At 39.4% G+C, this 13,768-nt stretch carries 14 protein-coding genes; 10 read left to right on the forward strand and 4 right to left on the reverse strand.

What is annotated here, in order from left to right; genetic code table 11:
* Window positions 1–9 precede the first annotated feature (9 nt).
* Both EJ995_RS08825 and EJ995_RS08830 read right to left on the reverse strand, forming a co-directional pair.
* A complete protein-coding gene (locus EJ995_RS08825; RefSeq protein ID WP_126447670.1) occupies window positions 10–303 on the reverse strand; it encodes a DUF3817 domain-containing protein in 294 nt (97 codons plus the stop codon).
* Window positions 290–1,213 carry a mechanosensitive ion channel family protein gene (locus tag EJ995_RS08830; protein ID WP_126447673.1) on the reverse strand — a complete coding sequence of 308 codons (924 nt, stop codon included), beginning with the start codon at window positions 1,211–1,213 and terminating at the stop codon, window positions 290–292. The genes EJ995_RS08825 and EJ995_RS08830 overlap by 14 nt, the downstream gene beginning before the upstream one ends.
* Window positions 1,214–1,313: 100 nt before the next feature.
* On the opposite strand from EJ995_RS08830, the gene EJ995_RS08835 reads away from it, so the two are divergent.
* The gene (locus EJ995_RS08835) at window positions 1,314–2,564 is read left to right on the forward strand and encodes a protoporphyrinogen/coproporphyrinogen oxidase (protein WP_126447675.1); all 1,251 of its coding nucleotides are present in this window, start codon (window positions 1,314–1,316) and stop codon (window positions 2,562–2,564) included.
* Here the strand turns inward: EJ995_RS08835 and EJ995_RS08840 are convergent.
* On the reverse strand, window positions 2,561–3,784 hold the full coding sequence (locus EJ995_RS08840) for a GAF domain-containing sensor histidine kinase (protein ID WP_126447677.1): 1,224 nt from the start codon (window positions 3,782–3,784) through the stop codon (window positions 2,561–2,563). The genes EJ995_RS08835 and EJ995_RS08840 overlap by 4 nt on opposite strands.
* Window positions 3,785–4,121: 337 nt before the next feature.
* On the opposite strand from EJ995_RS08840, the gene EJ995_RS08845 reads away from it, so the two are divergent.
* The gene (locus EJ995_RS08845; protein WP_126447679.1) at window positions 4,122–4,559 is read left to right on the forward strand and encodes a PepSY-like domain-containing protein; all 438 of its coding nucleotides are present in this window, start codon (window positions 4,122–4,124) and stop codon (window positions 4,557–4,559) included.
* 13 nt (window positions 4,560–4,572) lie between these two features.
* On the opposite strand, the gene EJ995_RS08850 is transcribed toward EJ995_RS08845, so the two are convergent.
* On the reverse strand, window positions 4,573–5,754 hold the full coding sequence (locus EJ995_RS08850) for a PAS domain-containing sensor histidine kinase (RefSeq protein WP_126447681.1): 1,182 nt from the start codon (window positions 5,752–5,754) through the stop codon (window positions 4,573–4,575).
* A gap of 431 nt (window positions 5,755–6,185) precedes the next feature.
* On the opposite strand from EJ995_RS08850, the gene EJ995_RS08855 reads away from it, so the two are divergent.
* From EJ995_RS08855 to EJ995_RS08890, 8 genes are read left to right on the forward strand one after another with little or no spacing between them, the layout of a single operon-like run.
* Complete coding sequence (locus EJ995_RS08855) at window positions 6,186–6,809, forward strand: GNAT family N-acetyltransferase (RefSeq protein WP_126447684.1); 624 nt, start codon at window positions 6,186–6,188, stop codon at window positions 6,807–6,809.
* Window positions 6,806–7,993 (forward strand): argininosuccinate synthase, encoded by a 1,188-nt coding sequence (locus tag EJ995_RS08860; RefSeq protein WP_126447686.1) that lies wholly within the window; start codon window positions 6,806–6,808, stop codon window positions 7,991–7,993. The genes EJ995_RS08855 and EJ995_RS08860 overlap by 4 nt, the downstream gene beginning before the upstream one ends.
* Complete coding sequence (gene argC / locus EJ995_RS08865; RefSeq protein ID WP_126447688.1) at window positions 7,990–8,967, forward strand: N-acetyl-gamma-glutamyl-phosphate reductase; 978 nt, start codon at window positions 7,990–7,992, stop codon at window positions 8,965–8,967. Before EJ995_RS08860 ends, argC begins: the two co-directional genes overlap by 4 nt.
* A complete protein-coding gene (locus EJ995_RS08870; RefSeq protein WP_126447690.1) occupies window positions 8,967–10,106 on the forward strand; it encodes an aspartate aminotransferase family protein in 1,140 nt (379 codons plus the stop codon). Before argC ends, EJ995_RS08870 begins: the two co-directional genes overlap by 1 nt.
* Window positions 10,103–11,041 (forward strand): Rossmann-fold NAD(P)-binding domain-containing protein, encoded by a 939-nt coding sequence (locus tag EJ995_RS08875; protein ID WP_126447692.1) that lies wholly within the window; start codon window positions 10,103–10,105, stop codon window positions 11,039–11,041. The genes EJ995_RS08870 and EJ995_RS08875 overlap by 4 nt, the downstream gene beginning before the upstream one ends.
* 55 nt (window positions 11,042–11,096) lie before the next feature.
* Window positions 11,097–11,615 carry a GNAT family N-acetyltransferase gene (locus EJ995_RS08880; protein ID WP_126447694.1) on the forward strand — a complete coding sequence of 173 codons (519 nt, stop codon included), beginning with the start codon at window positions 11,097–11,099 and terminating at the stop codon, window positions 11,613–11,615.
* A 38-nt stretch (window positions 11,616–11,653) separates the two neighbouring features.
* The gene (locus EJ995_RS08885; RefSeq protein WP_164549901.1) at window positions 11,654–12,499 is read left to right on the forward strand and encodes an acetylglutamate kinase; all 846 of its coding nucleotides are present in this window, start codon (window positions 11,654–11,656) and stop codon (window positions 12,497–12,499) included.
* Window positions 12,496–13,554, forward strand: coding sequence for a M20 family metallo-hydrolase (locus tag EJ995_RS08890; protein WP_126447699.1), 1,059 nt, complete (start codon window positions 12,496–12,498; stop codon window positions 13,552–13,554). Before EJ995_RS08885 ends, EJ995_RS08890 begins: the two co-directional genes overlap by 4 nt.
* Window positions 13,555–13,768: the final 214 nt, after the last annotated feature.

Below are 13,768 nucleotides of genomic sequence, written 5' to 3' on the forward strand. Positions count from 1 at the left end.
GCTGTGTGATTAAGCCGTTTGAACATCGTTAAGATACCTTTCCTTAACCCAAAAGGTTCCAAAAGGCACTACGCTCATCAATACGACGATGATGGTAGTCTTGAAATTCCACTTGAGCAATTGACTTACTACAATCGCCAGTGCTACATAAGCCAAGAACAAAAATCCATGAGCCATACCTACCACAGTATTAGGCAAACCTATGCCGCCTAAATATTTTAAGGGCATGGTGACGAATAGCAATAGCAAAAAGGAGTAACCTTCTGCAATGGATAAATATTTAAAAATCTTAACTACTTGCATCTTTCTTCAGGTCTTTCATAGACAAAGGTATGTCAGATTCACGACCATAGAGCTTGATTTCCTGAATATCTGCAGGTAGATAGAAGCCTTCCTTCATAAGCTCCATCTTGACGTGTCCTATCACGCGTCCACGAGTCTCAGTCGCGATGCGGCCAAAATCCTTGGTATCTACCCAAAAATAGACCTTGAGGTTTACAGTACTAGTGGCAAGTTCATCTTCAGCTACAAAATTGACATGTTCATCATCACTTATGACCTTACTATCGTTTTTTAAGGCGCGCATAATGCATTCCTTGGCTAGATTTATATCGTCTTCATAATCAACACCTACTAGGAAGTCCCAACGATAGAAACCATCCTCGGTAAAATTGGTCACTGGCTGTGTAATCACATCACTATTAGGTATATAAACATCCTTGCCATCAAATGTCTTGAGTTTAGTATATCTAAATTCCAAGGTTTTTACCTTACCAAAGTTATCGCCTATCTCAACGGTGTCGTTCACATTGAAGGGTCTATTGAAACTTAAAATGATACCTGCGATAAAATTTTGCCCAACGTCTTTAAAAGCAAAACCCAATACCACGGCACTCGCACCAGCTGCGGCCAGTATTCCTGCACTAACGTCACCCAATCCTGCAGCACGCAATGAGAGCATGATAAAGACAATAATGATAGAGAAACGTATGGCCTTACCCAAAAACCTACTCATTAATGGATCGTTGGTTGTACTGCGTACGCGTTTACGAACAAATGAACCTATAAGGCCAGCGATGAGAACACCTATAACTATGATAGCGATACCAAAACCCAACCGCGGTAGGAACTCGACAAAACTCTCATAAAATGTTTGCGCGCTCGTGGTAATTTCTTCAGTAAATTCAGTAGTTGTGCTAGCTTGATCCTGCATTTGTATTGATTTGAGGTAAATATAAATTGCTGCTTTGCATACTTATGTTAAGCTTACATAAAAAAGTCAGGGCTTATTGTTCAGCACTTATTTTTGTGACATGCAAAACAATTTATCTACAATTACAATCATAGGTGCTGGCGTGAGCGGCCTGGCAGCTGCGATGACGCTGCATAAAGCTGGTTATAGCTCGACAATATTAGAAGCCGGTAGTCAGGTAGGCGGCCGCGTGCAAACCGATTATGATAATTCCATGATACTGGATCACGGTTTTCAGGTATTGCTGGATGCTTATCCAGCATCTATGGAGTTTTTAGATTATGATAAACTACAACTCATCAATTTTAAGCCTGGTGCGGTCCTATTTAATAACGGTAAGAAAGAAAAGGTTGGCGACCCGACTAGAGATGCGAGTTTTCTAATTTATACTGCTATTGCTAGTATAGGAAGTGTGCAGGATAAATGGTTGATGTTTCAGCTTTCGCGAAAGCTGAAAAAGAAATCTCTTCAAAACATATTTGCATCACCCGAACTAACCACACAGCAGTATCTAGAGGATTATGGGTTCTCTCAAAAGATTATTGACAAGTTCTTTAGACCTTTCTATGCTGGAATTTTTCTCGAGGACAAACTATCTACAAGCAGCCGCATGTTTGAGTTTGTTTTCAAGATGTTTGCGATAGGAAATGCCACGTTACCAGCAAAAGGAATACAGGCTATTCCTGAACAGATGGCTAGCGCACTGCCAGACAGTTCTATAAAATTGAGTACCACTGTAGAACGTGTTGTGGGCAGTCAAATAACGCTCGCTGGTGGTGAGCAATTGGAGTCAGATTACACCATTATTGCCTCACAGGCAGATCAACTTGTACCTAATTTACCCATATCAAATCTGCCATGGCATCAGGTAAGTGTACTGTATTTTGAGACCACATATGAAGGTTTGGGCAATCCAATGATAGGTCTAATTGCAGATGAAGATGCACTATGTAATAATTTTCATTTTTTGCAAGATGTATTCCCAAATCATAACAGTGTGCTGAGTGTTAGCGTGGTGAAAAAACATGATTTAAGCGATACTGAGCTAGAAAGGAAGGCAAGAGAAGAAATGAAGCGGCATGCACAAATTGACTGCGGCAAGTTGATTAAATGCCAGCATATAAAAAAGGCGTTACCCAAATTGGGAAGCATTAATTACAGCATGGAACCTACAGAGACGCAACTAACTGAACATGTTTATCTTGCAGGCGACCATTTAAGTAATGGTTCACTCAACGCTGCAATGCTTAATGGTAAAGCCGCAGCGCAAGCCATCATTGAGAAAATTGAAAATAGAGTAGTGGTTGGCTAGGCTGCTGGTCGCTTGATATTCTTGGGAAATTTCATCAGGATACTGGTGCCAACACCATATTCTGACTCGATGCTTATGGTACCCTCAAGATGTTCCAATAATCTTTTAGTCGTTGCGAGACCTATTCCTGTTCCTTTATTTCCATTGCGATCCTGCTCAGAAGCTGTGTAGAACAGTTTAAACACGCTATCTAATTTGTCACTCTCGATACCGCGCCCGTTATCCTCTACCTGGATAGTATAGTGGTCGTCAAATTCTTTCATTTGAACATGGATGATCGTTTGAGCCTTATCACCGTACTTAACGCTGTTGGTGACTAGATTGAGTAGAATTTGCTGCAATGCCGCCTTGCTGGTATGCATGGATACATCCATCTCTGGAGCATAAGTGACAAGAACATCTTCCTTAGTTACTGCCATGGTGATAACATCTTCAATCATATCGACATAGCTCACATCCTCATGTTGCTGATTTACTAACTCATCACTCTTGTAAAACATTAGCATACCATCTATGTAACGGCTCAAGCTAATTCCTGCTTCATTGAGATAGGACAAATAATTAATAGACTTCTCGCTTAAAATATCTTGATTCTCTTTCTTGAGCAATCCAGCAATCATCATGATATTTGAAAGTGGCGCCTTAAGGTCATGAGATACAATACCCGCAAAATCTTTTAACTCCTCATTGCGCTCCTTAAGTTCGTTCTGTGTTTTAAGTAATTGTTTGACGCTATAGCGTTCTTCAAATAATAACATGACATGATTTGCCATGGATTTAAGAGCACTTAATTGAGAGTCATTAAGTTCTCGAGGTTTAGAATCAAAAACACATAAGCTACCTAACTTATAACCATTCTTATCTATGAGTGGAACTCCAGCATAAAAAATTGCTGTACCACTAGTAACAAAAGGATTGTCCCTAAACCGCTCATCTTCTCTAGCATCAGTAACAATCATCACATCATCTTCTTGAACAATAGTATGTGCACAAAACGAAATATCTCGTGGTGCAGAACCCAAGTCAACACCATATTGGGATTTGAAGAAGGTTTTGTCCTTATGGACTAGATTAATTAATGCTATAGGAGCTTGACATATACTTGCAGTTACCGCTGTAATATCGTCATAAGCCTGCTCTGGCATCGTATCGATCAAATCATATTTATCCAGCGCTTGTAAACGTCGTTTATCATCGGCAAGTATAGGTGCTGGTATCATAAAAATATAAGGTTGCTGCAAAATAGTATTATCTACCACGACCCATGCAGGACACAGGTATTAATTATATGCTAAAAAAAGATGCCATTAATACTGATCGGCCGATGCGGGAATCAAATTCAGAAAATACCAGTCTCTATGATGCATGCTGGTTTACAAGACATTCTTTCTATAAATAAAATTTAAAATAGGTCTATAGACGCCTAATAACCTATGAATCATGATTATGTAATTTTTTGTAATAAAAGTCCCTTTGTGGTAAGCTTAAGCCAAAAAGCTTGTGTTCATCGGCTCGTACCACAGTATCTACATAACTTTGAATTTTTCCCCATTGTTTATGAAAAACATTACGATTCTACTCGCATTATTATTTATTGCCACTTCTGCATCATGTCAAAAATCTAAGAAGAGCGAAGTTCCTCAAGCCGTACAAGCAAATTTCATGTCAAAGTATCCAGGAGAAAATGATCCGGACTGGAAACTAGATGATCACGGATATTGGGAATCGCACTTTAAAATTGAGGGCATTAAATACCGTGCAGACTTTGAAGCAAATGGTGCTTGGGTCGAGACGGAAACTAGTATTTCTAAAAAGGATTTACCAGAAGCCATTAAAAGCGTCATCAAAGACAAGTACGCAGACCGCAAAATTACAGAAGTTGAGTTGGTTCAACACTTCAGTAAAGGGCAGTTTTACGATGTGGAGTTCAAACAAAAAGGTAAAAATATGGATGTCGAGTTTAGGAGTGATGGCTCCATTATTGAGGTCAACTAATTTGATGACTTAATTATTTTTCACCTTTAGAAACAATTTTAATAGGTAGGCGCACGGTTATCGTCGTACCCTTTTTATTTCCAGTTATAAAAGTGATGTCACCTTCATGAAGCTCTGCAATCATTTTTGCGATATAAGTACCTAAACCAGTACCACGCTCCTTACCCGAAGTCACGTATTTACTAAAAAAGTTCTCGCGCACATCTTTAGGAATATTCCCTTTATTAGTGATGTGGACTAAAAGCACATCATCAGTATTCAACTTGATTTTAATACGCTCCTTTTTAGGCGATGCCTCGATAGCATTGCTTAATAAGTTTTGAAACAGGTGATCTAGATAAAATTTATCTGCTTTGATTCTCAGCGATGTTTCACCAGGGATCACTTCTTCGCCATCAAGCTTCATGGTAAGCTTAAGCTTCTTGCGATTGATAAGATCTTTATAATCCTTAGTCATCGTTTCTAAGGATTGGATAAGATCAAATTCTTCAATTTTTGGTTCATAATCACCACGCTCCATATCGGCATAATCCTTGGCACTGGTGAGCAATTGTAGCGTATCGATCCCTATGTGTTTGATGGTCTCGATCCATTTCATTTGCTTCTCATCCACATCAGTCTTTGCAAGAATATCAGCTACTGACACAATAGTTGCTAGACGATTGCGCATGTCATGTTCAGCAAGTCTATGTGCAAGATCTTGAGTTTCTAATTTGCGTTCTAGAATTTCTATTGACGTCTCAAGTCGAGCAATGGTCCTGTGCAGCTCATCAGCCCTTACTACAAGAGTCATCTTTCTTATATCTTCCTCATCATTTTCTGTATCGTATTCCTTGAGAAAGGCAGCGTTTGTGATGATCTCAAATTTCTCTTTGGACTTACCGTAAACAGTCCATCGACCAGTCAATTCATATTCATCCTTAAGAAATCTCTCATGCAGATTTACCAGTTGATCCTGGGATTCATCAGGCACCACCATGGTAAACGGGTTCCCTATAAGTTCCTCACGAGTATAACCATAGATATCACAGTAGGTAGCATTAACATCAGTAAAATGACCGTTAGCATTAGTAACACAAATACCTATGGGCATGTGTTGAAAAACCTTGAAGGACAATTCATGATCGTGTTCAAATAGACCCTTAATAGTATTGAGTCCTTGCTGGGCATTATCTTTCTGCTGAGAAACAGACATAACCTTGTTTAAGTTTTGAGGTTAAAGTATAAACAAATTTAAAATATTTTTAATAATAAAAAGTTGTTTCCTACATTTTGAGGCGCATTCTTACAATTGTTACGCTTTCGCGAAAGCGTAATCTCCACTAAAACCTAGCATTTAAAATTATCCTAAGTTTTTTTTCTTACATTTGACTATGCTTACAGTAGAATTATACACCAGAATTGAAAACCGCCGTCGCTGTCGCTAGACCTCGAGTGCATTGCCGTTTAATCAATTGTAAAATTTCTACCTATGTTTTTCCTTCCATATTTATCGAGCAATAGTAATCCAAGAATGGTTATGTTGTTGCGCCGCCGCCGTTAAAGGCTGTTAATTTTTTACAGAACTTTAGGTGTGTCCAGTTCTCTTTTCGTTAAACATTTTACTCACTTATTAATTCTCTTACAATGAATATTGTAATTGCAAATGAATCGCATTTCAAATATGCTTATATTATATGCGAGACCATCAACAAATCAGCGGTCGAGCGTGACACTGGTATCGCAAAGCGTACCCCAGAATATATTACTACCAAGATGCAAAACGGGAATGCCGTCATCGCTCTTGATAATCAAAAGTTCACGGGTTTTTGCTACATAGAGCGATGGGATCATGGCAAGTATGTAGCCAATTCTGGATTGATCGTACATCACGATTATCGTGGTAAAGGATATGCAAAACTGATCAAGAAAAAAATCTTTGAACTATCACGCGAGAAATTCCCTGATGCCAAAATCTTTGGGATTACCACGGGCTTACCGGTCATGAAAATCAATTATGAGCTAGGATATCAACCCACTACATTTTCTGAGTTGACTACAGACGATGCATTTTGGAAAGGCTGTCAAACGTGCAAAAACTTTGATGTACTTACACGTACCAATAGAAAGATGTGCTTGTGCACTGGTATGATATACGATCCAGCTAGAAGCATTCCCAAACCAGAAAAAAAGGTCGTGACAAAATCCCTGCATGACCGTTTACAAAACATAAAGAAATCCATTCTCTTTAAAAAAGATCCTACCAAATGAAAAAATTAGTTCTCGCATATAGCGGTGGTCTTGACACATCCTATTGTGCTGTTCACCTATCAAAAGATCTGGGCTATGAAGTCCATGCCGTTAGTGTCAATACAGGTGGTTTTACAATCGATGAAATCGCGCACATAGAATCCAATGCGTATAAAATGGGAGTAAAGACCTATGAAAATATTGACGCCGTTGAGACTTTCTATGATAAAATCGTTAAGTATTTGATTTTTGGCAATGTGCTTAAAAACAATACGTATCCATTATCAGTAAGTTCTGAGCGTATCATTCAAGCCATTGAAATCATTAATTATGCTAATGAAATTGGGGCCACGGCGATTGCCCACGGTTCTACCGGTGCAGGAAATGACCAGGTGCGATTTGATATGATCTTTCAAACTTTTGCACCAGATATGGAGATCATCACTCCAATACGTGATCAAAAGTTATCGCGACAGCAAGAAATTGAATACCTCAAGTTAAATGGTGTCGACATGAATTGGGAAAAGTCTCAGTATAGTGTCAACAAAGGTTTGTGGGGAACCAGCGTCGGCGGTGCTGAGACGCTCACTTCAAACAAGTCATTACCAGAATCTGCTTATCCATCGCAACTGCAGGAAAAGGAACCCAAACAAATAGCATTGAGTTTCACTAATGGCGAACTCACAGCTATTGATGACCACGTTGGCGAATCTCATCATCTCATTGAGCAGCTCAACGATGTCGCATCAGCTTATGCAATAGGACGTGATATTCATGTGGGCGATACCATTGTCGGTATTAAAGGTAGAGTAGGCTTTGAGGCTGCTGCTTCACTGATTCTGGTAAAAGCCCATCATTTGCTGGAAAAGCATACCTTGAGTAAATGGCAACTGCAACACAAGGAATACTTATCCAGTTTCTATGGGATGCATTTGCATGAAGGTCTTTATCTTGATCCGGTCATGCGCAACATTGAGGCGTTTTTACAAAGCAGCCAGAAAAGTGTCACAGGAAAAGTATTTGTTACCTTAAAACCTTATCAGTTTTTATTGGATGGCATTGAATCAGACTTTGATTTGATGAACGCTGGATATGGAACCTACGGTGAGGAAAATAAGGCATGGAGCGCTGATGATGCCAAGGGTTTTATAAAGATCTACAGCAATGCGCAAAAGATCTATCAACAAGTAAATAAGGGCTCATGATTAAGGCAGGAATTATAGGTGGTAGCGGTTTTACTGCTGGTGAACTCATAAGGTTGTTGACCCATCATCCAGCAGTAACGATTGATTTTGTCTTCACAACTTCAAAATCAGGACAATCTATAAGTGATGTCCATCAAGATCTTTATGGTATAATCGACTTAGCGTTTACCGATCAAGTGAACCTTAACGTAGATGTGGTTTTTCTATGTCTGGGCCATGGTAATAGTTCTAAATTTTTGGAGACACATCATTTCTCAAACCAGACTATTATAATTGATTTGAGCAACGATTTCAGGTTAGCGGCAGACTCAGTTTTTCAAGACAGAAAATTTGTTTATGGACTACCTGAATTAAATAGTGAAGAAATTGAGAATTCAAAGAATATTGCAAATCCAGGTTGTTTTGCCACGGCAATACAGCAAGCGATATTACCACTGGCCGTAAATGAAATAATCAAAACAGATGTACATGTCAACGCTGTAACAGGTGCCACCGGTGCTGGAGCGAGCTTGTCTGATACCACAAGTTTCGTTTGGCGCGACAATAACTTCAGTAACTATAAGGCTTTTAATCATCAGCATCTAGATGAAATCTATCAATCTATAACTCAACTGCAATCTGCTTTTGAGCAGAAGGTTCATTTTATTCCTAATCGTGGTAATTTCTCCCGAGGGATTTTTGCCACGGTCTATACTCAATATGATGGTACGTTAGAAGATGCGCAAGGGGTTTATAAGAAATATTATAAGCATGCAGTTTTCACGCATGTGAGCAACAAGCCTATACATTTAAAACAAGTTGTGAATACAAATAATTGCATTCTTCATTTAGAAAAACACGGCGACCAATTGCTGATTACCAGCGCGATCGATAATTTATTAAAAGGTGCGTCAGGTCAAGCTGTTCATAATATGAATCTCGTTTTTGGACTTGAGGAGAAACTAGGTCTTGACCTTAAAGCAAGCTATTTCTAATGGGACTTTTCAATGTATATCCGTTATTTGACATCACGCCAGTTCGTGCGCAAGATGTCTATATCTATGATAAAGACGATAACGAGTACCTAGATCTTTATGGCGGTCATGCTGTAATTTCCATAGGTCACTCGCATCCTACGTATGTAAAAAGACTTTCTGATCAACTCGACAAGATTGCTTTTTACAGTAATTCAATTCAAAATCCATTGCAGCAGCAAATGGCTGATAAGTTGGCACGCCTTTCTGGTTGCCATGATTATGATTTATTCTTATGTAATTCTGGAGCTGAGGCTAATGAAAATGCGCTTAAGGTCGCATCCTTTGCAACAGGCAAAAAGAAAGTGATTGCTTTTAACAACAGTTTTCATGGCCGGACCAGTGCGGCAGTTGCAGTTACTGATAACCCCAAAATTGTAGCGCCTATCAATGCACAGCAGGAAGTCATATTTTGTGAATTGGGTGATGTTAATGCCGTAGAAAAAGCGCTAGAAACAGGTGATGTTTGTTGCATTATCATCGAGACGATTCAAGGCGTTGGTGGACTCGATGAGGCTACTACTAGCTTTTTTGATTTGATAGTTACGCTTTCGCGAAAGCATAATTGTCTCATCATCGCAGACGAGGTACAGTCTGGATTTGGTAGGACAGGAGATTTCTTTGCCTTTCAAAAACACAAATGGACACCTGACTTAATACCAATTGCCAAAGGAATGGGCAACGGATTTCCCGTTGGTGGTGTGTTGATTCATCATGATATCAAAGCAAGTTTTGGGATGCTGGGAACGACTTTTGGCGGCAATCATCTGGCTTGTACTGCGGTAAACGCAGTGCTAGATGTGATAGAAAGCGAAAACCTAATGCAAAAAGCAAACGATACTTCTACTTACTTTCTTGACCAAATCAAAGAGATTAAAGAAATCAAACGAGTGAAGGGTCGTGGCTTGATGTTGGGATTAGAATTTGATTTCCCAATCGCAGAGCTACGTAAAGATTTGATTCTTAATCATAGGATTTTTACAGGGAATTCCAAAAACCCTAATCTAATACGCATATTACCGTCATTGACGGTACAACAACATCATTTAGATCATTTTGTAACAGCCTTGAAGAAAGCCTTAAAAACTAGAACCTCATGAATCATTATAGCGACTTAAAAGATCTTAAGGATTTTCAAGCGACCGTTGATCTGGCCTTAGAACTTAAAAACGATCCGTATGCTTATGAAGACCTAGGCAAGCGCAAAACTATTGCGATGGTTTTCTTCAATAACAGTTTGCGCACAAGATTAAGTACAGAAAAAGCCGCACGCAACCTAGGAATGGATGTGATGGTACTTAATGTATCAAACTCATGGAATCTAGAATTTGAAGATGGCACCATCATGAATCTTGACACGGCAGAGCATATCAAAGAAGCCACACAGGTCATCGCTCAATATGCGGATATTATTGCGGTACGTGCCTTTGCTAATTTGAAAGACAAAATTGAAGACCAACAGGAAAAGATATTGAACGCCTTCATCAAGAACGCTGGTGTGCCGATAGTCAATATGGAAAGTGCGTTATCACATCCTTTGCAAGGATTGACCGATGCGATTACCATTAAAGAGCAAGAATTGAAGAAAAGACCAAAGGTAGTCTTATCGTGGGCTCCGCATCCACGATCGTTGCCGCATGCGGTAGCAAATAGTTTTATCACCGCAATGAAAATGAGTGATGTCGATTTAGTAATAACAAATCCGCGCGGATATGACCTCGATCCAGAAATCACGGCCGGTACTGAAATCAACAATGACCAGATAGAAGCCTGTAAAAATGCCGATATTATATATGTCAAGAATTGGAGCAGTTTTGACAGCTATGGTAAAGTCATACAGCAAGATATCGATTGGATGATGACTCAAGAAAAATTAGGCCATGCGAAATTCATGCATTGTCTACCGGTGAGGCGCAACGTGGTGGTAGAAGATGCTGTCATTGACAGTGATCAATCAGTAGTGATTGAGCAAGCTGGAAATAGGACGTTTGCGGCGCAGGCTGTTTTGAAGTTGCTGCTTAAAGACTTAAACTAATACAACAGGTGCTATAATTTAAAATACTTAAAATTAAATAGTTAATTAAAAGAGATTGAAGATATTTGAAACAGATCGATTGGAAGTGAGAAGGCTTAAACAATCTGATGAATTGTATTTCACAGAATTGTTGACGAGTGCCGTTATCTTGGAAAAAATTCCTGTAAAACCAGCTACAGCAGAAATCGTAAAGGATCGATTTGAAACCTTCCAAAAAATGGAATTATCAGATTTAGGTTCAACAAAATGTTTTTGTGCGATTGTGGAGAAAGGAAAGGATGAAGCGATAGGACTTGCATTATTTCTTATTGAGAATAATGAACAGGAACTGGGTTATCGATTTAGACCAGATTATTGGAGAAAAGGATATGGCACCGAGGTCGCAAAAGGTATGCTGGACTACTATTTTAATGTGTTAAGAGTGTCTAAGGTTATTGCAAATGCAAACGTTGAAAATCCGGGTTCCATAAGGATCTTGAGCAAATTGATGAATTTTGAAAAGGAGTTTTTCAATGTTGAATTGAATTGCACAGATCGCAGTTACTCAATAACAAAAACCGAATGGAGTGATTAATTCTAATTATCACGTCTCACGACTGACAAAATATCAAAATGAACGATCTTAAAATTATAAAAATAGGAGGTAAGCTCATCGATGATGAGGCTATGTTGAATGCTTTTTTAAAAGACTTTGCAGAGATAAAAGAACCAAAAGTACTGATTCATGGCGGTGGTACTATTGCGTCTCAAATTTCCAACGAGCTAGGAATAACAGTAAAGCAGATTGATGGTCGCCGCATTACCGACGATGCGACGCTAGACATCATCACGATGGCCTATGCAGGCAAGATCAACAAGAATATTGTTGCCAGATTGCAAGCTTTGGATTGCAATGCGTTAGGACTTACAGGCGCCGATGGTAACAGCATAACCTCTAAAATAAGAGACAAAAGTCCTATTGATTTTGGCCATGTGGGTGATCCAGTAAAGGTCAATACGACTTTTATTCAAAGTCTGCTGGATCAAGAAATCACCTCAGTTTTTTGCGCTATTACACACGATGGTGCTGGTCAATTACTCAATACTAATGCAGATACCGTTGCGGCAGTTTTAAGTTCCGCTTTCGCGCTCCGCAATGAGCCTGCCGGAGAGCGTCGTCCTGAGTTTGTCGAAGGGCGCCGTCCTAAGCCTGTTGAAGAAAAAGCATACAGAACAAAGCTCTATTACTGCTTTGAAAAAGCTGGAGTATTGAGAAATATAAACGATGAATCAAGTTTGATTGAGCACATAAACTTCAAACAATACCAGCAATTAAAAAATGATGGAGTAATTGCAGATGGAATGTTACCCAAATTGCAAAACAGTTTTGAAGCCCTTGAAAATGGTGTATCAAGCGTGCACATAGGGTTGCCATCTATGATAAACAGCAATATTAATCATACAACCTTGAGTTTATGAATTTACTGACACAAGAAGCGATTGAATTGCTCAAGAGTTTGATACAGACACCATCATTTTCAGAGGAAGAAGATAAAACCGCAGATTTAATTGCTGATTGGTTGATAAACCATCAGGTAGAAGTGAAGCGAGACAGAAACAACATATGGGCTACCAATAAGCATTTTGAAGAAGGTAAACCTACGCTATTGCTCAATTCGCACCACGATACCGTAAAACCCAACAAGGCCTACACTCGTGACCCATTTACAGCGACTGTAGAAAATGATAGGTTGTATGGCCTAGGAAGCAATGATGCAGGCGGTTGTCTAGTGAGCTTGCTGGCGACTTTTGTTCATTTTTATGACCACCAACATTTGAATTACAATCTCGTCATCGTCGCCAGCGCCGAAGAGGAAAATAGCGGCACCAATGGCTTATGCAGCATGTTGGATATCATTCCGCATATTGATGTGGCAGTCGTTGGAGAACCTACACAGATGCATCTTGCGGTAGCAGAAAAAGGGTTGGTGGTCTTTGATGCCGTCGTTACAGGAACAGCAAGTCATGCGGCACATCCTAATGATGATAATGCGATTTACAATACCATTCCTGTGTTAGAATGGTTTAAGAATTTCGCTTTCGCGAAAGCGTCACTTGTATTAGGTCCAGTAAAAATGACGGTCACACAAATCAATGCAGGCGTCCAGCACAACGCCATACCATCACAGGTAGAATTAGTGATCGATGTGCGCGTTAACGATGCTTACTCAAATCAGGAAATAGCCGATATCTTAACAGCAGAATCACCGTGCGATAGCATCATACCACGTAGTCTGCGGTTAAATTCATCGAGCATTCCCTTGGATCATGATATTGTCAAGGCAGGCATTGCTTTAGGCAGAGAAACATACGGCTCACCAACGCTATCTGACCAGGCCGTGCTAACCTGTCCATCGGTAAAATTGGGACCAGGTTTAAGCCAGCGATCACACACTGCAGATGAGTTCATTTATGTAAGCGAGATCGTGGAAGGAATAGAGATTTATAGGGAGATATTAGAAAACATCTTGTAAGTATTAAAGAAGAAAGATTAAAGACTTGAAGAATAGAGGATTAGAGGATTTGATGGAAAATAAGAGGGCTTTTTGAAATTGGCATTGGCAAGTCTGTCGTAAAAAATGAAGCTATCGTAGCGTTTAAAAGAAAATTTGTCGGTATGCAGTTAAGTGGTGATCAGTTTAAAACATATGATAGGAACGAAATGAATGTTCCAACGAAAGCGGTTTA

Source organism: Nonlabens ponticola, assembly GCF_003966335.1.
Lineage (GTDB): Bacteria > Bacteroidota > Bacteroidia > Flavobacteriales > Flavobacteriaceae > Nonlabens > Nonlabens ponticola.